At 39.7% G+C, this 20,449-nt stretch carries 16 protein-coding genes; 3 read left to right on the plus strand and 13 right to left on the minus strand.

Features of this window, described 5'->3' with window-relative positions; translation table 11 throughout:
• Window positions 1-31 precede the first annotated feature (31 nt).
• From ACTG7L_RS06075 to ACTG7L_RS06090, 4 genes are read right to left on the minus strand one after another with little or no spacing between them, the layout of a single operon-like run.
• Window positions 32-1,036, minus strand: coding sequence for an ABC transporter permease (locus tag ACTG7L_RS06075; RefSeq protein ID WP_439257525.1), 1,005 nt, complete (start codon window positions 1,034-1,036; stop codon window positions 32-34).
• Window positions 1,037-1,063: 27 nt separating this feature from the next.
• Window positions 1,064-2,557, minus strand: a complete 1,494-nt coding sequence (locus ACTG7L_RS06080) for a sugar ABC transporter ATP-binding protein (RefSeq protein ID WP_439327830.1) — start codon at window positions 2,555-2,557, stop codon at window positions 1,064-1,066.
• A 2-nt stretch (window positions 2,558-2,559) separates the two neighbouring features.
• Window positions 2,560-4,062: a xylulokinase gene (xylB, locus tag ACTG7L_RS06085; RefSeq protein WP_439327861.1), complete on the minus strand. Its 1,503-nt coding sequence runs from the start codon at window positions 4,060-4,062 to the stop codon at window positions 2,560-2,562.
• A gap of 12 nt (window positions 4,063-4,074) precedes the next feature.
• Window positions 4,075-5,106 (minus strand): NAD(P)-dependent alcohol dehydrogenase, encoded by a 1,032-nt coding sequence (locus ACTG7L_RS06090; protein WP_439327831.1) that lies wholly within the window; start codon window positions 5,104-5,106, stop codon window positions 4,075-4,077.
• 293 nt (window positions 5,107-5,399) lie between these two features.
• Here ACTG7L_RS06090 and mutS point away from each other — a divergent pair, with 293 nt between their 5' ends.
• Together mutS and ACTG7L_RS06100 are read left to right on the plus strand one after the other, a co-directional pair.
• Complete coding sequence (gene mutS / locus ACTG7L_RS06095; protein WP_439327832.1) at window positions 5,400-7,970, plus strand: DNA mismatch repair protein MutS; 2,571 nt, start codon at window positions 5,400-5,402, stop codon at window positions 7,968-7,970.
• Between the two features lie 85 nt (window positions 7,971-8,055).
• Window positions 8,056-8,553, plus strand: coding sequence for a hypothetical protein (locus tag ACTG7L_RS06100; RefSeq protein WP_439327833.1), 498 nt, complete (start codon window positions 8,056-8,058; stop codon window positions 8,551-8,553).
• Here the strand turns inward: ACTG7L_RS06100 and ACTG7L_RS06105 are convergent.
• The 3 genes from ACTG7L_RS06105 to trmA are packed head-to-tail and all read right to left on the minus strand — an operon-like array spanning window position 8,536 to window position 11,292.
• The gene (locus tag ACTG7L_RS06105) at window positions 8,536-9,303 is read right to left on the minus strand and encodes a class I SAM-dependent methyltransferase (protein WP_439327834.1); all 768 of its coding nucleotides are present in this window, start codon (window positions 9,301-9,303) and stop codon (window positions 8,536-8,538) included. The two genes, ACTG7L_RS06100 and ACTG7L_RS06105, sit on opposite strands and share 18 nt — an antisense overlap.
• The gene (locus ACTG7L_RS06110; protein ID WP_439327835.1) at window positions 9,300-10,199 is read right to left on the minus strand and encodes a cation diffusion facilitator family transporter; all 900 of its coding nucleotides are present in this window, start codon (window positions 10,197-10,199) and stop codon (window positions 9,300-9,302) included. Before ACTG7L_RS06110 ends, ACTG7L_RS06105 begins: the two co-directional genes overlap by 4 nt.
• Window position 10,200: 1 nt before the next feature.
• The gene (trmA, locus tag ACTG7L_RS06115; protein ID WP_439327836.1) at window positions 10,201-11,292 is read right to left on the minus strand and encodes a tRNA (uridine(54)-C5)-methyltransferase TrmA; all 1,092 of its coding nucleotides are present in this window, start codon (window positions 11,290-11,292) and stop codon (window positions 10,201-10,203) included.
• 220 nt (window positions 11,293-11,512) lie between these two features.
• Here trmA and ACTG7L_RS06120 point away from each other — a divergent pair, with 220 nt between their 5' ends.
• Window positions 11,513-12,331 carry a BRO family protein gene (locus ACTG7L_RS06120; protein WP_439327837.1) on the plus strand — a complete coding sequence of 273 codons (819 nt, stop codon included), beginning with the start codon at window positions 11,513-11,515 and terminating at the stop codon, window positions 12,329-12,331.
• Window positions 12,332-12,598: 267 nt separating this feature from the next.
• On the opposite strand, the gene ACTG7L_RS06125 is transcribed toward ACTG7L_RS06120, so the two are convergent.
• From ACTG7L_RS06125 to ACTG7L_RS06150, 6 genes are all read right to left on the minus strand, one after another.
• A complete protein-coding gene (locus ACTG7L_RS06125) occupies window positions 12,599-14,401 on the minus strand; it encodes an alpha/beta hydrolase (protein WP_439327838.1) in 1,803 nt (600 codons plus the stop codon).
• A gap of 58 nt (window positions 14,402-14,459) precedes the next feature.
• Window positions 14,460-15,146: a cyclase family protein gene (locus ACTG7L_RS06130; protein ID WP_439327862.1), complete on the minus strand. Its 687-nt coding sequence runs from the start codon at window positions 15,144-15,146 to the stop codon at window positions 14,460-14,462.
• 17 nt (window positions 15,147-15,163) lie between these two features.
• On the minus strand, window positions 15,164-16,630 hold the full coding sequence (locus tag ACTG7L_RS06135) for a GntT/GntP/DsdX family permease (protein WP_439327839.1): 1,467 nt from the start codon (window positions 16,628-16,630) through the stop codon (window positions 15,164-15,166).
• Between the two features lie 9 nt (window positions 16,631-16,639).
• Window positions 16,640-17,599, minus strand: a complete 960-nt coding sequence (gene denD, locus ACTG7L_RS06140) for a D-erythronate dehydrogenase (protein ID WP_439327840.1) — start codon at window positions 17,597-17,599, stop codon at window positions 16,640-16,642.
• Between the two features lie 14 nt (window positions 17,600-17,613).
• Complete coding sequence (locus ACTG7L_RS06145; RefSeq protein ID WP_439327841.1) at window positions 17,614-18,966, minus strand: alpha/beta hydrolase-fold protein; 1,353 nt, start codon at window positions 18,964-18,966, stop codon at window positions 17,614-17,616.
• Window positions 18,967-19,033: 67 nt separating this feature from the next.
• Window positions 19,034-20,386: a GntT/GntP/DsdX family permease gene (locus ACTG7L_RS06150; RefSeq protein ID WP_439240240.1), complete on the minus strand. Its 1,353-nt coding sequence runs from the start codon at window positions 20,384-20,386 to the stop codon at window positions 19,034-19,036.
• Between the last annotated feature and the right edge of the window lie 63 nt (window positions 20,387-20,449).

Below are 20,449 nucleotides of genomic sequence, written 5' to 3' on the forward strand. Positions count from 1 at the left end.
AGTGTTTAAATAGGGTCAACAGACCCTAAAACTATCTGCGAATTTTTCTTGACGGATCTAACATCACTGCGACGACGATTAATACCCCCTTAATTAATTGTTGATAATAAGATTGCACCCCTAATAAATCCAGTCCATTGTTTAACACACCAATAATTAGAATCCCAAAGAATGTTCCCATTAATGTACCAATTCCGCCTACCATACTGGTTCCCCCAATAACGACAGCAGCAATAGCATCTAATTCATAAGCTGTTCCTGCGTTGGTTTGTGCGGAACCTGTTCGTGCTGTAAGAATTAATCCAGCGATGGCAGAAAGTACACCACAAAGGGTATAAACAAGGGTTTTGATTTTATTAACATTAATACCTGATGTTCTGGTGCTTTTTTCGTTACCACCTACTGCATAAACATAGCGACCAAAAGTGGTTTTATTCAACACAATCCAAGCAAAAATAAAGATCAGTAAGAACAAAATAATAGGGATTGGAATAGCATCAAATAAATAACCATTTCCTAACCAACGAAAATCTGAATTTAGCTGAGAAACTGGGTTACCATCTGTGGAAAGTAAAGTTAATCCCCTTGCAATAGAAAGCATACCCATTGTCACAATAAAGGGCTGTAAGTTGTATTTTGCGATGACAGCACCATTAATAAATCCAGCTATCGCTCCAACCAAAATTGCCACAAAAATAGGCAACCATAATGCCATATCGGTATTGCCAATCGCCAAACCGCTATTTGTTGTGGCAAAACGAGCGGCCACAATACCAGCCAAAGCCAGTACTGCCCCCACTGAAAGGTCAACCCCAGCTGTGATGATAACGAAAGTCATACCAATAGCTAATATACCGTTAATTGACACCTGTCTTAACACGATCAACGCATTATCTTTGCTTAGAAAATAGTTATCTGCCCAATAACCATAATAAACGCAAATTTCCCCCGCAATAGAGATTACAATACACAGCACAAGAAAGGCTAAAATAATGCCATATTTATTCATATTCTGTTTTAACACATTGTTTTTCATAATATATCCTTTTATTATTGAAGAAAGTTATACGGACAAATTCATTAGTTTGGACTGAGTTAATTCATCTCTTGATAATATGCCATTGATTTTTCCATCTTTTAAAACAATGACACGATCACTCATACCAATAATTTCAGGTAATTCAGAGGACACCATAATGATAGATTTCCCTTGATTGGCAAAATCAGACATAAAATCATAGATTTCTTTTTTAGCACCCACATCAATGCCTCGAGTCGGTTCATCTAATAGCAATATTTCAGGATCTAACAATGCCCATTTGCCTAAAATAACTTTTTGTTGATTTCCGCCGCTTAAATTAATCACCTTTTGATCTTGGTTTGGTGTTTTTATATTGAATTTTTTAATCATATCTATGGCTCTGGCTTTGGTTTGACTATCATTAATTAAGCCTGATTTTGTGACCTCTTTAAGAGAAGATAAATTAATGTTCTCACCGACAGAAAGGCACAACACTAAGCCTGTTTCTTTCCTATCTTCAGTCACATAAGCAAGACCTGCTTCAATAGCTTGTTGTGGTGAATTTAACTGAAGTGTGTTGCCTTTAAAGCGGATTGAACCAGAGGCAGGTTTTTCTAAACCAAACAGCAGATCGAGAATTTCACTTCGTCCAGATCCAACTAAGCCGTATATACCTAAGATTTCCCCTTGTTTTAGATTAAAACTGATATCTTCAAGAAAATGATTCCAATGTAGATTATTCACTTCCAATACGACATTTTCTGTTGGGCTGTTATATTTAGAAAATTCCTGACTTAATTCGCCACCAATGATGTATTCAATGAGTTTTTCTCGGGTAATGTCTGCGATTTCTCCCTCATAAATATACGTACCATCACGAAACACCGTAAAGGTATCGGCAATTTCAAAAATTTCAGAAAGACGGTGAGAAACATAAATAATCCCTTTACCTTTTTCAGCTAATTGGCGAATCGCTTGAAATAATTTCAAGGTATCTTCCTCACCAATGGCAGAGGTTGGTTCGTCCATAATGATAATATCGGCATTAGAATGAGAAAGTGCTTTAGCAATTTCCACTAATTGTTGTTCTGCTACACTTAAATCTCGCAATCTGGTTTTAGCTGAAATATCATTAAAACCTAAATCATCTAATAACGCCTGAGCTTGTTTATTCAGTTGTTCAAAATCTACAAAGCCCATCTTTTTCGGCTCATTGCCTAAGTAAATATTTTCCGCTACGGATAAATCAGGAATACCGCTTAATTCTTGCTGAACAATGGTTATTCCACCTTGTAAGGCTTGTTTTGGGGTGGCGAAATGACATTCTTTTCCTTGAATAAAAATATGCCCTGTATCTGGTTGGATAAATCCCATTAATATGCTGAGAAAGGTGGATTTTCCCGCACCATTGCCACCACATAAAGCGTGAATAGAACCACGTCTTAAGGCAAATTCAATATTTTTTAATGCGATTACTTCGCCAAATTTTTTACTAATACCAGTGACTTCCAGTAAATAATCTGATGAATTTGTCATAGTTAATCTTCCAAATAGTTTTTGGTTAAAATGGCACAATATTTTGTATACACTTTTTCATATTGCTGTACGTTTTGAATATTGGGCGTGGTTAAAGTGCTTTGCTCTAAAATAACAAATTGATCGGTTAATTCATTGAGTAATTGTTGTTCATCTTTCGTAGAATAAGAACAAATATGAACCAAGGCCGCTTGAATAGCTGCACCCAATGCAGCTGCTTCGGAGTAGGCTAAACAAATGACTTCACAATTCATCATATCCGCAACGATTTGTCGCCATATTGGACTTTTAGCACCGCCACCAATTAAGCGAATTTGGGTGGGGTTTACCCCTTTCTGTCTAAATAAATCTAGCCCATAACGTAATCCCAAAGTTGTTCCTTCAACCATTGCACGGCATAAATTCTCAACCGTAAAATTGTTATAATCTAAACCATAGATACTTGCTTTGGCAGTAGGTAATGCTGGAACTCTTTCGCCGTTAAAGAATGGTAAAATTGTGATGCCATTTGCTCCAATAGGCGCAGATGAAACTGCAAGATTAAAATCCGTTAAATCTATTTTTAATAGTTTTTGTAATAAGGATGTCGTAGAGGTGACGTTCATTGTACAGATTAATGGCAACCAGCCATTATTAGCTGAACAGAAATTGGCTATCAGTTTTGATGCAGGTTTTATTGGTGTTGAAGAATAAGCATATAACGTCCCAGAGGTGCCTAGACTCATAGTTACAATACCATCTTTCGTATTTCCTGTGCCAATGGCACCCATCATATTATCACCACTCCCTGATGCCACCAACACATCAGGATTTAAATTCAACAGTTGAGCGATATCTGCTTTCAATTTGCCAACAACGGTATTACTTTTGATTAAAGTAGGTAGCGCATTGGTTAATATGCCATCTTTATCAATGAGTTCAATCACATCTTTATTCCAACAACGAGAATAGATATCTAATAATCCAGTGCCAGACGCATCACCATATTCCATTACCGCTTGTCCTGTTAGCCAGTAATTAATATAGTCATGCGGAAGCAATACTTTATCCACTTGTTGCCAAATGTCAGGATAAGATTGCTTTAACCAAAGTAATTTGGAGGCAGTATATCCCGTTGCAATCACTAATCCCAGTTTTGCTAAGCATTGTTCTTCACCGCCTATCATCTGTAAAAGTTGCTCATTTTGCACCGCAGTTTCAGTATCACACCACAGTTTGGCAGGGTACAAAGGTAATCCTTTTTTATCCAATACCACCAAACCATGTTGTTGACCTGAAACAGATATGGCAAGAACCTCTTGGGGATCTATCTTTGCTTGCTTAATTGCTTGTTTAAAGGCTTCAATAAAAGCAGAGATCCACCATTGCGGTTGTTGTTCTCTTTTGCCATTGGTATCGCTGATTAACTCATGTGGAGATGAGGCTTCAGCTAAGATCTTGCTTTTGTTTGTATCAATTAAAATAACCTTAGTACTTTGCGTACCACAGTCAACACCTACATAGATCCCCATTGTTATTTACTCCATTTCAATAATAATTTTTACATCTTGTGGATTGCCAGAGGCTGCTCGATCAAATGCTTCAACCGCTTGTGGAAATTTATAAACAGCTGAAATTAGCGGTTTTAGATTAATTTTTCCAGAGGCTAACAAACGAATGGTTTTCGGATACATGTTGACGTAGCGGAAAATAGTTTTAAAGGTAATCTCTTTAGCTTGTGCTGAAACAATATCAATCGGTGTCGGAGAAATAGGCATACCCACTAAGACAACTGTACCATTTGGGGCAACATAATCGGTTAACTGAGCGATTGCATTGGGCGAACCACTGCATTCAAAGAGTACATCTACGCCATTTCCATCTGTAAATTCTTTGACGACATCAACTAAATTGGTAGTTTTACTATTTACCGTATGAATACCTTGATATTGTGCGGCAATAGATAATTTATCATCTACGACATCACAAATAATGACTTCAGCACAACCACCTGCTAATGCAGATAATGCCGTCATCACACCAATTGGACCTGCCCCCATGACAAGAGCAATATCCCCAGGTTTGATTTGTGCTTTTGTTGCTGATTGCATACCGATAGCCAAAGGTTCAACCATTGCCCCTTCGGTAAAACTCACATGATCAGGGAGTTTAAAAGTAAATGCGGCTGGGTGTACAACAGATTCTCGCAAACAACCATCAATGGGTGGAGTTGCCCAAAATCTGACTTCTGGATCTAAATTATAAAAACCTGATTTAGATTGAATAGACGATAAATTCGGAATACCAGGTTCCATACAAACCCGATCACCAACCGCTAAATGCTTAACATTTTTGCCGACCTTAGTGATAATTCCTGATGCTTCATGTCCTAAAATCATCGGCTCTTTCACCACAAAAGGGCCAATTCTTCCGTGTTTATAGTAATGTACATCACTACCACAAATACCTACGGTATGAATTTTGATTTCTACATCATCATCCCCAACAGTGGTTGGAACGTCTTTATCACGAATGTACAATTTACCTGAATCTAGTACTAATGATTTCATAACTACTCCTGTTATTGATTTTTGATCTTTTAGATGGTTTAAATCCTGTTTTTTTTTACAGTATATTTTATTTTAAAAATGATTAACGTGATCGAGATCACAATTTTAGGATTTGATGAAAAATTTTTAGATCTTTTCCATAAAGGAAAAATATTGTCTTTGGGGTGATAGCGGTGTAACTAGAAAGTAGATATGCACTAAAATAAGGTATTGTGATAGTATATAAAAAAAGTAAGACATATTAAAACATCAATTAAAAATTGATAAATTAAGAATATAACTGGATACTCCTTATGATGATAAATCCACAACACACCCCCATGATGAAACAATATTTAACGCTTAAAGCAGAAAACCCCGATATTCTGTTGTTTTATCGCATGGGCGATTTTTATGAGCTGTTTTATGATGATGCGAAAAAAGCCGCTCACCTATTGGATATTTCACTGACGAAACGTGGTGCCTCCGCAGGAGAACCGATTCCTATGGCAGGCGTGCCATATCATGCGGTAGAGGGCTATTTAGCCAAATTAGTGCAGTTGGGCGAAAGTGTGGCGATTTGTGAACAAATTGGCGATCCAGCTATCAGTAAAGGGCCTGTTGAACGCAAAATTGTACGTATCGTTACACCAGGCACGGTGAGTGATGAAAATTTGTTGCCGGAACGTTTAGATAATCTGATTGTGGCCGTTTATCAAGAAAAAGATAAATTTGGTTTAGCTACTATTGACATGAGTTCAGGGCGTTTTCAAATTAGCGAACCTGAAAATAAAGAAACCTTAAAAGCTGAATTGCAACGGCTTGCTCCTGCCGAATTATTATATTGCGAAGATTTTGCTGAAATGGATATGCTTGCCAACAGCAAAGGCTTACGCCGTCGTCCTATTTGGGAATTTGAATTAGGTACAGCCATACAGTTACTTAATCGTCAATTCGGTACACAAAATCTCACCGCCTTTGGGGTGGAGAAAGCCGTGCGAGGCTTATGTGCGGCTGGCTGTTTAATTCAATATGTGAAAGACACCCAACGCACGGCATTACCCCATATTCAAAGCATCAGCCTTATTCAACATAGTGAGAATATTCAATTAGATGCGGCTACTCGACGCAATTTGGAATTGACCCAAAATCTCAGTGGTGGCGCCGAAAATACCTTGTCTGCGGTATTGGATAAATGTGTGACACCGATGGGGAGCCGTTTGCTAAAACGTTGGTTGCATCAACCGATTCGTCAAGTGGAAAAGTTACGTTTACGTCACAGCTATATTGCGGAAATCTTGCAACTGGATTTAGTTGATCAACTACAACCCTTGTTGCAACAAGTGGGCGATATGGAACGGATTTTAGCTCGAGTGGCATTATGCACCGCTCGCCCAAGAGATTTTTCTCGTTTACGCTTGGCGTTAGCACAATTACCTGAAATTAATCAAGTTCTCAAAAATTCGGAGAAATTCACCGCACTTTCCTTAGCAATCAGCGAATTTCCACGCATTTTAGATTTGCTAGAACGAGCGATTATTGACAATCCGCCTCTGTTAATCCGTGACGGTGGCGTGATCGCCGAAGGCTATCATGCCGAATTAGACGAATGGCGAAGTTTAGCCCAAGGGGCAACCCAATATTTAGACGATTTAGAACGCCGTGAACGAGAAACCACAGGGATTGATACCTTGAAAGTCGGATTTAATGCGGTACATGGTTACTACATTCAAATTAGCCAAGGGCAAGCTCACAAAGCACCGATTCACTATGTTCGCCGTCAAACCTTGAAGAATGCCGAACGTTATATTATTCCGGAATTAAAAACCTACGAAGATAAAGTTCTCAAAGCTAAAGGGGCAAGTTTGGCGTTAGAAAAGCAGCTTTATGATGAGATTTTCGATCAAATTCTACCGCACTTAGGCGGTTTGCAGTTGGCTAGTTTGAGTTTGGCGGAATTGGATGTGTTGGTCAATTTGGCCGAACGTGCAGACAGCTTACATTACGTACAACCCGAATTTAGTGATGAAATTGGGGTTAACATTGAAAACGGCCGTCATCCCGTGGTGGAACGAGTATTAAAAGATCCGTTTATTGCCAACCCTGTGGAGCTTAATCAAGAGCGTCATTTATTGATTATTACAGGGCCGAACATGGGCGGTAAAAGTACTTATATGCGACAAACCGCCTTGATTACCTTAATGGCCTATATCGGTAGTTTTGTGCCTGCGGAACGAGCGGTGATTGGCCCTATTGACCGTATTTTTACACGGATTGGTGCCAGTGACGACTTGGCATCTGGGCGTTCTACTTTTATGGTAGAAATGACCGAAATGGCAAATATCCTCCATCAAGCCACCGCACAAAGTTTAGTCTTGATTGATGAAATAGGACGTGGCACATCTACCTATGACGGTTTATCACTGGCGTGGGCTTGTGCCGAATGGTTAGCGAATCAAATCCGTTGTTTAACCTTATTTGCTACTCATTATTTTGAACTGACTGCGATGCCTGAACAGCTTAGTGGCACAGTAAATGTGCATTTAGATGCGTTGGAACATAACAACAGCATTGCCTTTATGCACAATGTGCAAGAGGGGGCCGCCAGTAAAAGTTATGGTTTAGCCGTGGCGGCGTTAGCGGGTGTGCCAAAAAATGTGATTAAGTTAGCCAAGCAGAAATTAACGCAGCTTGAGAAATTATCAAATAAAAGTGCGGTGAAAAAATCGGATATTTTATCACTTCAGGCCGAGTTACCTTTGTTAAATGAAGATGAAAGTAAAAACGAAGTGTTAGAGATGTTAGAAAAACTCGATCCAGACGAGTTAAGCCCAAAACAGGCGTTGAGTTATTTGTATCAGTTGAAAAAAATAATCAGCGGTTAGATCCTGAGAAAATTTTTACAGCATTCACGAATAAAGGTACAATGAGTATTGTAACTTTTTAGACTATGATTAATAGGAGAACATTATGAAATTATTTCCGGCTTTAATGGCCATCACGTTATCTGCACTTGTGGCGGTACAAGCCAATGCTAAAACGGCGCAATCCTCAAAATCTACCGCCAAACAAACAGAAACGAGCAAAGAGGTGTTGCTTAAACGTTTTAATCAATCTATTTCATTGCAATTTCTTGGGGTTGATAGCGGAGTGGATGAGCAAAAACAGCCAATGATTTCCTTTAAATACAAAATTAAAAATGTGGGTAAAAAAGCGATTAAAACAGTTCATTGGGCGTCTAATTTTTTGAGTGATAAGAAGTTAGTGCTAAATTACGATATTCCCGTTAACTTCAATAAAAAAGGTTTAGTAGGCGGTCAAGAAGTGCAAATTGCCTTACCTATTCCCGTGGCCAAATTACCTAAACCGTTTATTACTGCCACGAATAATGGTTCTAAAATAGATTTACTTAATGTGGCTAAATCAATCACTTATGTTGATGGTTCAAGATTAGTTGTCAATAAATAACGACGTAAGATACACATCAAAGCGATGATTCTTGGTTTCTCGGCTAAACTGCGGTGCTTTTTGGACGAGAAATTCCGCATAATCGGGGCGTTTCACCACCACACGTTTTTGTGCTAATTGCAAGGCAGGAGCAAGCAACAGGTCGGCATCTTCATCCGCCCCCACAAGGTGTTGAAACAGACGCATTTCTTTTTTAACCAAGGCGGATTTCTGTTTATGGGGATACATGGGATCGAGATAAACCACATCAGCTTTATGTTGTTTGGGGTCCAGTTCATGAATGCTTGACACCGGCAAAAGCTGTAAATTCTGCTGTAACATCTCACCAATTTCAGGATCAAGATAGGCACGGCGTAAACCGTCTTGCAATAATAATCTGACGACGGGATGACGTTCTACCAAGCGAACTTGACAGCCAATACAAGCTAACACAAAAGCATCTCGCCCCAAGCCTGCAGTCGCATCAATGACCGTAGGCAATTCACTGCCTTTAATACCAACCGCTTTTGCCACGGCTTCACCACGCCCACCACCAAATTTACGGCGGTGTGCCATGGCACCACCGACAAAGTCCACAAATACCGCACCTAATTTAGGTTCATCTAACTTGCGTAATTCCAACCGCACTTCGTCCCCGACAGCCGTTTGTACCAGTGCTAATGGGCTGTCTGGGGTGTGAATTAACCCTTGCTCTGCACAAAGTGCGGTGAAAAATTCGGAATTTTCAGTTTCACAAATCAGTTGAATCATATCAAACCTTGAGCCCTTTCTAAATCCACCACCGATTTCGGCTCTTGATGAATAATAATATCGGCATTGGGAAATAGGGCATGAATTTTATCTTCCAGTTCATCGGTAATGCGATGGGCTTGATATAAAGTTAAACTGTCATCTAATTCTAAATGCAGTTGAATAAACCGCACCGCACCGGCACGGCGAGTACAAATACTATGAATGCCGAGAATATTACGATGCTGTTCTGCCATGACTTTAATCTGGTCGATTTCGTACTGTGGCAACGCCTTATCCAGTAAAATTTGCAACGCATCCCACGCCATTTTAAAGGCATTATAGGCAATATAAAGTGCAATCCCAATGGCAAAAATCGCATCCGCATAAATAAAACCATACATATTTAACAACATCGCCACAAGAATGGCGACGTTCATCAATAAGTCCGTTTGATAATGCAAACAGTCCGCTTGAATGGCAGGGCTTTCGGTCAGTTTAATCACTTTTTTCTGATAGCCCACTAACGCAGCAGTAAACGCAATGGAGATAACACTGACACAAATCCCCATTTCTGAATTGTCGATAAATTGCGGATTGGTTAATTTGTGGATGCCTTGCAACAGCAAGAATACCGCCGAACCCGCAATAAACGCACTTTGTGCCAAAGCGGCCAACGATTCCGCTTTACCATGTCCAAACGCATGATTATGATCGGGCGGTAACAGGGCAAAACGCAATACTAAAATACTGGTAATCGACGCAAATAAATCCACCACGGAATCCGTCATAGCGGCGAGAATCGCAATGGATCCAGTTTGCCACCAAGCAAAGGCTTTAATTAAAATCAGCATACTCGCCACAGCAATGGCAAGCTGGCTGGCACGTTTCACAAATTTAGCGTAATTTTCTTCCATGTTATTTTCTCACTAACCACACACCCGATTCCATATGCTCGGTGTAAGGGAATTGATCGAACAAGGCGGCTCGCTCAATACGATGGGTTTGGCTTAAGGTTTGCAAATTATCGCATAAGGTATGCGGATTGCATGAAATATATAAAATCCGATCATAATGTTGGACTAATTTTAGGGTATCCGCATCAAGCCCCGCACGTGGTGGATCCACAAAAATTGTATTACATTGGTAGGCATTCAAATCAATACCTTTCAAGCGGTTAAATTCACGTACGCCATTTATGGCTTGGGTAAATTCTTCCGCAGACATACGAATAATCTGCAAATTATCAATGTGATTGGCCACAATATTAAATTGTGCCGCATTCACTGATGGTTTGGCAATTTCAGTAGCTAATACTTTACGAAAATTTTGAGCTAATGCCACCGAAAAATTGCCGTTACCACAATAAAGCTCAAGTAAATCTCCTTGGCTATTTTGTGTACAATCCACCGCCCATTCCAACATCTTGCAATTTACTTTCGCATTCGGTTGAGTAAAACTGTTTTCTATCTGACGATAGACATAATTTTTACCGTTAATCGGTAAAATTTCATCCACATAATCTTGGTCTAAACAAATTTTTTGCTTGGACGCTCGCCCAATAATTTGTACCGAACACCCTTGATTTTCCAACCGCAGTTTGAGCTGTTTTGCTTGTTCAACCCAGTGTTCGTCAAGGTTTTTATGGTACAACAAACTCACAATAATCTGTCCGCTTAAAGTGCTTAAATAATCAACTTGAAATAACCTATTTCGCAGTACATCTTGCTGTTTTAATAACGGCAATAGGCTTTGCATCATCTGATTAATCAGCTCACTAGCGATAGGAAAATTGTCCACCCGATAACGCTTTTTGCTTTCTTGATCGAACATAATATGATAAAGATCATCCCCATCATGCCACACCCGAAATTCTGCTCGCATGCGGAAATGTTGCGTAGGCGAAGCAAAGATCTCTAATTTGGGAGCATGAAAAGGGGCAAAAAGTGCGGTGAGTTTTTCGCACTTTTCAGCGAGTAAATTATCGTATTGTTCAGTGGGCAAGTTCATTTATCAGTTAATTAAATAGCGTAAAAATATTGGCAAGATTCTAGCATAAAATAACTTTTAAATATATTTTATCGGCATGTTCACCAGATTTTCTGTTTATCCAAAACCTATTTATCAAAGGGAAAAATTGATTAATAAAAACAAATTATACAGTATTGACTGATTAAAAATTTAGTGTTAATTTAATCAGTATATTAATTGAGATAGAATGAGAAAAACAATGAGCCTACAAGTTTTTGAGCAACAAGAAATTCGTTCTCACTGGGACGAAAATCAAGAAAAATGGTATTTTTCCGTGATTGATGTGGTGGCGGTTTTAACTGAAAGCCAAAATCCAAGACGTTATTGGAGCGACTTGAAAATCAAGCTACAAAAAGAAGGGAGCGAACTGTACGAAAAAATCGTACAGTTGAAAATGCCATCCCCAGACGGCAAAATGCGTTTAACCGATGTCGCCGACACGGAGCAAATATTTCGCTTAATTCAATCCATTCCATCCCCTAAAGCCGAGCCATTTAAGTTGTGGTTAGCCCAAGTGGGACGTGAACGGTTAGATGAACTGCAAGATCCTGAACTCACTATTGAAAGAGCGTTGCGAGATTACCAACGACTAGGCTATTCAGACGATTGGATTAACCAACGCCTAAAAAGCATTGAAATCCGCAAAGAACTCACGGATGAATGGAAACGCACTGGCGTGCAAGAAGGGCAACAGTTCGCCGTTCTCACCAATATTTTAACCAAAGCGTGGAGCGGTAAAACAGTGAAAGAATACAAACAGCACAAGGGGCTAAAAAAAGAAAATCTGCGAGATAATATGACCAATACCGAACTGATTTTAAATATGCTTGCCGAAGCGTCCGCCAAGGACATTTCATATGCCGTTAACCCTGAAAATTTTGAGCAAAATAAACAAGTAGCTCAACAAGGTGGCGAAGTAGCACACACCGCTAGAGTAGCATTGGAACAACGCACCGGACAAAAAGTGGTGAGTGAGCTATCAGCGAAACAGTTGAGAATTGGTAAGAAAAAAGCGTAAAAAGTACCGCGCATTTATGTTTTGTTGCACTGCCGGGAATTGTTATAACAGACATCATGCTAGAGTAAATATGATGTGATTAGTGTTTCTTAGCAAAAAATTCAGTTTAATTTAAGATTCAATCTTAGATTAAACTGAATTGCTGTAGACGGAAGTTTTGAATAAGGCTAAAAAAGTAATAATCCATTTTAGATCTTATTATATGGGGTGATCGTCTTCTCCCCTCTAAGTTAATAATATGTTTTCCTTAACACATGAATGGTCAAACTAAATCAAAAATCGCCCAATGACCTGTCCTCCAACCAAAATCCACGTCATTAAAATAGATGTAAAGAAAACGCCTAAATAAATATAGCCAGTTTTTAAATAACACCAATGATTAATCAAGCTGAATACAATAAATTGGGGAATAATGACGGCTAACATCATCATCCAACGTCCGCCAAATTGTGGTAAACCAATCACATCAAAACCGGGACCGATTTGCATAAAATTCGGGATAAAATGAAATAGCCATAAAATCACTAAACCACCTGCGGCAAAAATGCTGGTTTTAATTGTCCAAGTGAGAAGTGTGGATGTAAAGGATTTCCCGTTTTCTTGTTTCATTTGTACACCAATAATTAATCCATTGAATACAAAGAAGAAAAATAAAATTGGTAACCAATAAACTAAAAATAAATCCATGCGTTCGGCAGTGAGTGGTTTGAGTAACGGCCAAAGGAAACGTAATTCTACCCCCCAGTAAGTATGGACAAAACTCGCTATGGCGTATAACCAAGCCGTAAGTAATATGGCTAATAACAATGAACGAGAAATCAGATTAAATGTGGTTAAAGATGAATTGTTGGTGAATACACCAAATTCACGCAATGAAATCGTAGAACCTTTTTTCCATAATACAAAAAAGAGCAAATTAATCACCGCACTTACCACTAACCAAAGTACAATGCCATTGCCCATTTCCAATGGCATAAAAGGCAATACAGAGGCAATAGGTTCATTCGCCCCACCCCATTGAGTGAATATTGGGTAAAGAATAATGGTGGCAATAATATTCACTAAGGCAAATAATTTCCATGTAGTTTTAGAAATCGCCATTTTATGAGTAACTGTTTGTGTAATTGCGGAAAAGTAGGCATTTTTCAATAAAGCATTGGCTAAACACAAAGCAGAAACCAAGGCCGCAAACAAAGCAAATAATCCCGCAAATTCTTTATACCAATAGGTTTGCTCATCTGGATTAATCCAATCCTGATCTTGCAGACCATTTTGCAAAGTTTGGTTGAACCACAAAATCGCTTCTTTATTACTTTGTTTAGCGATCATCACCCCTAAATGCGTGCCATCAACTAACGCCACTCGGCGAGCAGAACCGTCTTCTTTATTGCCGTAGGTATGATCCCATTGTAAGGTGTCGTTAGTAGACAATCCAACAGCCGTTAATCTGCTTTCATGATGAATTAATGCTTTGACAGGAAAGGATTTTTCTCGGTAGCCCCCAATTTCTTCATAAAGCCCTTGAGTGAGAAGATAATTGTGTAATTCGTTATCACCTGCGCTGCTACTCAAGCCATTTACGGCTTTATGATCGGGATTTAATTTTGCCACACGAATGGCATTTAGCCCACCTGTGGAATGCCCGAAAATACCCAGTTTATCCTTATCCACAAAAGGTAAGGTTTTCAGATATTGATAGCCATTATTTGCGCCACTCATATTTTTATTGGCAGCGGGTAATTGGGTTGAATAACCATGACCAAAATGATCAATGGCTAACACCACAAAACCCCGTTTTGCCAGCTCTAATGCTCCAAAAGTGCTAGTGGCTTCCTTATCACTTTGATAACCATGCAACGCCAATAACGCAGGTTTCGGTGTTTCTGCTGTGGCTGAAATTGGGCGATATAATTTGGCGACCATGGGTTTATTTTCTACTGTCATAAAACTCACGGTGGTGACATCAATCCGCCCAAAATCACGTTCAATTAATGATGCTAAAAATGCACCAGTAAGGCTTAGTGTTAGAAAGAAAAGCGCAAAGATATAACTTAATTTGGTATTTTTCATAAAGTATCCTTAAATTTAGTGAGGAAAAATTACGCTATTTTCCCCACTAAAATACAGACTATTCAAGTTCAACAATACAAGTCACTTGGCTGGAGTCTAACCCAACAATTCGCCAAGGGGCATTGAAAAATTGCTTGATTTGGGCATTTTTAGGCAATTCAGATAAGTGCATATCTTCAATGACTGTGGTGAAACGCCCTGTGTAATAGCCTAAAATCGCACGATGGCAATTTTTCGGATTTTCCGCATCAGGCACACGTTTTGACGGCGACCCCAAGGCGAGAAAATCAATGCCTACCCCTTTTAAATTGCTAAAATTATCAGACAGATATTGCCCCGCACCTGTTGAAATATACGGACATTCATGTTGATAAATGAGCGGATTACTTTCCCGATATTGTTCAAACCCTGTGCGGAGAAAGGCAAAGGACACTTGAGAGAGAATCTCTGCATAGGGTTCAAGATCTTCTTTGGTAATGCCTTCTGCTTCTCCTTTGGGAATTTCCAGTAACGCCACGTTTTTGTGGCAGAAATACTCCAATGGCAATTCATTGATACTCAACCCATTTTTGACGAAATGACGGGGTGCATCCATATGTGTACCACAATGGTTGGGTAACTTGGTAAGAAAACTACTAAACGGGCAATCTTCGCTTACATCAGTACAACGATTCACTTCTACAGTAGGTTCACCAGGCCATGCTAAATCTTTTGGATCTAAGGGGTGAGAGAGATACATAAACATCATTTTTCTCCTATCGATTAAAGGGTTTTATTTTGTCGGTTGACATAAAACAAGATAGCGAGCAACACCGCAATCGGGAAAATCAGATCAAAGACCGATCCGTCATTACCCCAAATCAGATTGGCAATAATCACTAAACTGCCGCCAATTGCCCAAGCTATCGTGGTAGGAATAGACCAAACGATCATTTGTTTTTTCACATCGCTAATATCCATCATGCGATTCACCACCCAGAATAAACTGTCGTTAAAATAACCGAAAAACAGTGAACCCATGGTGGCGGCTTGAGCAGCGAGTAACATATTTACCCCAGGGATTTGTGCCAAAATTGGGGCAGAAATGGAGGCGGCTGTAATCATCGCCACCGTGCCTGAGCCTTGAATAAAGCGAACTAAGGTTGACACAATAAAAGGAATTAAAATTGGTGAAATTGGCAAGGTGGCAATTTGTTCTGCTAATTGTTTGCCTGCACCACTGTCACGCAATACTGCCCCTAATGCACCGCCTGCTCCCGTCACAAGCAAGATAATCCCTGCGGTTTTTACCCCTTCTTCAAGGTAAACCGCTGTGGTTTCTTTGTCTGTTTTTGGTAACAACGTATAAACTGAAACTAACACACTAATCGCCAAGGCAATCATTGGGTGTCCAATAAAAGCAATACATTGATAAATCGCCGTTTCACCAAGCTCTGCGTTGCTTTTCACCACCAAATCAAACATGGCTTTAATGAAAATTAATCCAATGGGTAGCACAATCGGCATTAAAGATAACGTTAAACTTGGTAGCTGTTTTTGCTCACGGCTGGCAATGTAATCATCGTATTTTTGTTTAAGCTCTTCTTGGGTGAAGACTTCTTGGTTAAAGGTGGGATATTTTTTATCTAACCATTTGGCATAAAATACAATCCCCACTACAGGTAAAATGGCTAACACCACACCCGCTAATAACATGGTGCCAATATCTACACCAAAAATCCCTGCTACACCTAACGGACCAGGTGTTGGTGGCACGGTATGATGTGTCACGACCAAGCCACCTGCTAATGCTACGCCTAAGGTTAATAAGGAACGTTTGCCGTTTTTCGCCAAAGCTTTAGCCACGGGGTAAAGAATCACAAAGGCACTATCCACGAAAATCGGAATACTGACAATGTAACCCGTAATGGCTAACGCCCATTCTTCTTTTTTCTTGCCTAAAAATTTAATAAAGCTATATGCCATTTTCTCGGCAGCACCTGACACTTCCAAAATGCTCCCCATCATGACACCAAGACCAATCACAATCCCGATACCGCCTAATGTACCACCAAAGCCCGTGGAAATTGCCCCAAGGGTTTGGTTGACCGACATGCCACCGACTAAACCAGCAATGGCAGAAGCAATCAACATGGCAATAAAGGCATGCACTCGGGTTCTTAACACCAAAATAACTAACACAAATACCGCAATAATTAATCCAATAATGGGAATAGGTAATCCAAACATAGCTAACTCCTACATGTCGTCACGAATAAATTGTTGAATAACCGTTTGGAAATTAACATCTGCGTTAAAACCGAGTTTTAAGGCGGTGGTATTGTTAATTTCCGGTGGCCAACTTGCCACAATATTGTTGATATTTTCATCAAGCTCAAATTGGATATGTTGCAAGATTTGATGTCCTTTCACTTCCGCTAAATCTGCCAACATTTGTTTTACGCTGACACTAAAACCAGGTAAATTAATCACATGCCAATCTCGAGGCGGTAATGGCGGAAGTTGGAGAGCATGAATAAAATTGTTAATCACGGTATTGGGGCTAGAAAGCCATAAACGCAAGTCTTCGGATACTGGGCAAATGGCATTTTCGCCATGCAAAGGTTCACGCATAATGCTACTCACAAAAGACGATGCCGCTTTATTTGGTTTCCCTGGGCGAATACAAATAGTGGGTAAACGTACCACAATACCATCCACAAAACCTTTTCGACTGTAATCATTAATCAGTAATTCGCACATGGCTTTTTGTGTGCCATAGGTAGACTGTGGCGTGACCGCCGTGTCATTGGAAATAATTTCAGGCAATGTTCCACCAAACACTGCCAAGGAACTGGAGAAAATAAACCGCACTTTCGGATTATTTTGCCGACAAACTTCAAGCAGATTTCTTGTGGCCAAGAAATTGATTTCATAACCTAAATCAGGATCTTGTTCTGCATGGCTACTCACAATGGCGGCTAAATGAAAAATGGCGGTGGTTTGTGGCGTGATGATTTTTTCCAGCCCAACAGGATCGCGTAAATCCATTTGCAAACAACGAACTCTCGTATCATTGTGGGGATCATTGTTGGGTGCAGTGGGTTGAATCACATCAATTAACACTAATTCTGAGATATTCAGTTGGGACTGATTTAAAAGGGTTTTGGCAAGCCGTTGCCCTAAAAAACCTTGTCCACCCGTAATAATAATTTGCATAACAAACTCCTGTATTAAGGTGTTTTATATTGACTTAACAACCAACGCATCACTTCAGGGCTGCTAAACACCGCATCCCAAGTATTGTGTGGATTGTTGTTTAAAATACCGTTATCGCCCACTTGTTCGGTGGTAAATTCGGTATAGTTGGTGTGTTTCGCACCAAGTTCGGTTAACAATTGAACGTTAATTCGAGATCCTTGCACGGGGGAAATTTTGTCTTCTTTACTATGGAAAAACCACATTGGCACATCTTTAATGGCTGCTAAATTTTCTTTGCTGGCATTACCATCTATCCATTCAACGGTGTGGGCTTCACGACCGCTGGCAAGTAAAGCCGCCGCAAAAAACCGCGGTCTTTTTAACAACAGATTTAAACAACCTTCCGCACCACGAGAAAGCCCCGTGCAGTAAATGCGATTTGGATCAATGGTGGGGTTATTTTTCACGGTGTCATCAATCATGTTTAATAACAAATTGATGCGGTTGTCAGTTTGCCAGTGAATACCGCCTTTTTGCCCTTTGTTGACATCATCAAAGGGATCAAACACCGTGCTATATTGGGGAGCGAGAACAAAACCTTGTTCGTAAGGTAGGGTGGCAATTGCCCCAAGGCTGGAAAGTAAATGAGCGAGATTATCCGTTCCCACTTGCCCTGAACCATGTAAGAAAATCGTCAACGGATATTTTCTATTGGCTTCCATTTCAGGTACATACAATTGATAAGCCAATTGATTATCAGGATTTTTCCCCGTCACCTGTTTTGCCACAAACTGATCAAGGAACGGCGTTTTAACCCGACTTTTCACCGCAGTTTGTTGGATTTGAGTATGCTCAAGGGTCTTGCCATTGGTTAATTTTAGGAAACCCGTTTGCTCAATATAATAGGTCAGGCGGTCGCCATAATATTCAGGCACTTTGGTCGCTTGTGTTTTCTCAACCAGTACAATCTTGCCACTGTCATCTTTCGCCCGAAACGACATCGGCTTATCATTTTCTGTTTTGAGCATATAAAGATCCGCATTGCGATCTTGCTCATCTAGCTCAATGACTACAAACTTCCCTGCGTGGGGGTGAGCGGTGAGTTCAGGACGATCATTCACATAAGCCCGTAAAATGGTGCGAGCTTGTTTTTCTTGGCTATCAACTGCGGTGTAAATTTGATAGGTTTTGCGTAAGTCATTGCCCGATAAAATATTATCTTCATATTCTAACGCTACCCCATTTACTTTCTGCCCTTGAGCGGTGATCTCAGCAAGTAGTAAAGTCTGTATTGATTTACTAGGTGGTTGTGGTTGTTCGGGGGAGGCGTAAATGCTTGTGGATAAAAGTAATAAAGGAAAAAGAAATTTGCTATTTTTTAACATAAATTACTCCTAATATAGAAAAGAAAAAGGTGAGCTACTCTAATCAGATAGCTCACTTAACATATTATTAAATAACCACCCAAATCAAACTTACTAGCCCAAAAGCAATACAGCCATAAATAGTGGTGAGTATGCTCCATGTTTTTAAGCCTTGGGAAACTGAAATACCAAAGAATTTTGTCCATACCCAGAATAGGCTGTCATTGACGTGAGATAAGGTCATTGAGCCTGCACCAACGGCGGAAGTAATTAAGGCAATATGAATACCGTCATAACCTGCTGATGTAATCATTGGAGCAAGGATAGTCGTGGTCGTAATTGTTGCAACCGTGGCAGAGCCTTGAGCTGCACGTAATAGAGCAGATAAAATAAAACCAAGAGCGAGAACATGTAACCCAGTGCTAGATAATACATCGGAAAGTGCTTTACCTACGCCACTTGCATCTAATACTTTACCAAACATACCGCCAGCCCCTGTAATTAGAATAATGCCTGCGATTGGTGCGAGAGCAGAATTTAAAATTTCTTCTACTTTTTCTTTATTCCAACCACGGCGTAAACCTAATACATAGGAAGAAAGGCATACTGCTAACAATAATGCGAAAGGTGAACTCCCGATCATACTGAAAATTTGGCGAATCATATTTTCTTTTGGTAAGGTTGTCGCCGTGATTGTTCCTAGCATAATTAATACTAAAGGAAAGGCAATCATAGATAAAACTGTTGAAAATTTTGGTAAGCCACTTTCATTTTGAGATAATTGTTTTTGGTATTGCACCAAATCAGTAGATGTTGGAATTTCAACAAAATGACGTTTGGTGAAAAATGGAATAAACACTTGACCGACTAAAAATGTAGGTAAAGCAACGGCTAAACCGACACCTAATACTAAGCCAATATCTGCATTTAATAATTGAGAACCTGCCACAATCCCAGGATGTGGGGGTAACACAACATGCACCATTAACATGGAGAGTCCAATCGGCAAAGCATAGGTCAACATATTGCCACCGATTCGGCGTGCAACACTAAAAATTATCGGTAATAAAACAAGGAAACCTACATCCACAAACACAGGGATACCAAAAATAAAACCTGTGGCACCTAAAGCAAAGGGGGCATTTTTTTCACCAAATTTAGCTAATAGCCAACCAGCTAAGACATCAGCTCCGTTGGATTTTTCGATAATTTTGCCTAGCATTGCTCCTAGACCAACAATCAATGCTACACTACCTAGTGTGCCGCCCATTCCTTTTACTAAGGTAGGGATCACATCAGCCATCGGGATGCCTGTGCTTAACGCCACCGCAATACTCACGATACCTAATGCCAGAAAGGGATGAACCTTGCCTTTAATCATAATAAATAACAACGCAAGTACACTAGCAATACCAATTAAAATAAGCATTTCATTAGACATAAACTATTCCTTAATAAAAGATATATTATATTTTTAAACCCCTTACTTTTATTTCAACCTAAT

This window comes from Lonepinella sp. BR2357, assembly GCF_051851525.1.
Taxonomy (GTDB): Bacteria; Pseudomonadota; Gammaproteobacteria; order Enterobacterales; family Pasteurellaceae; genus Lonepinella.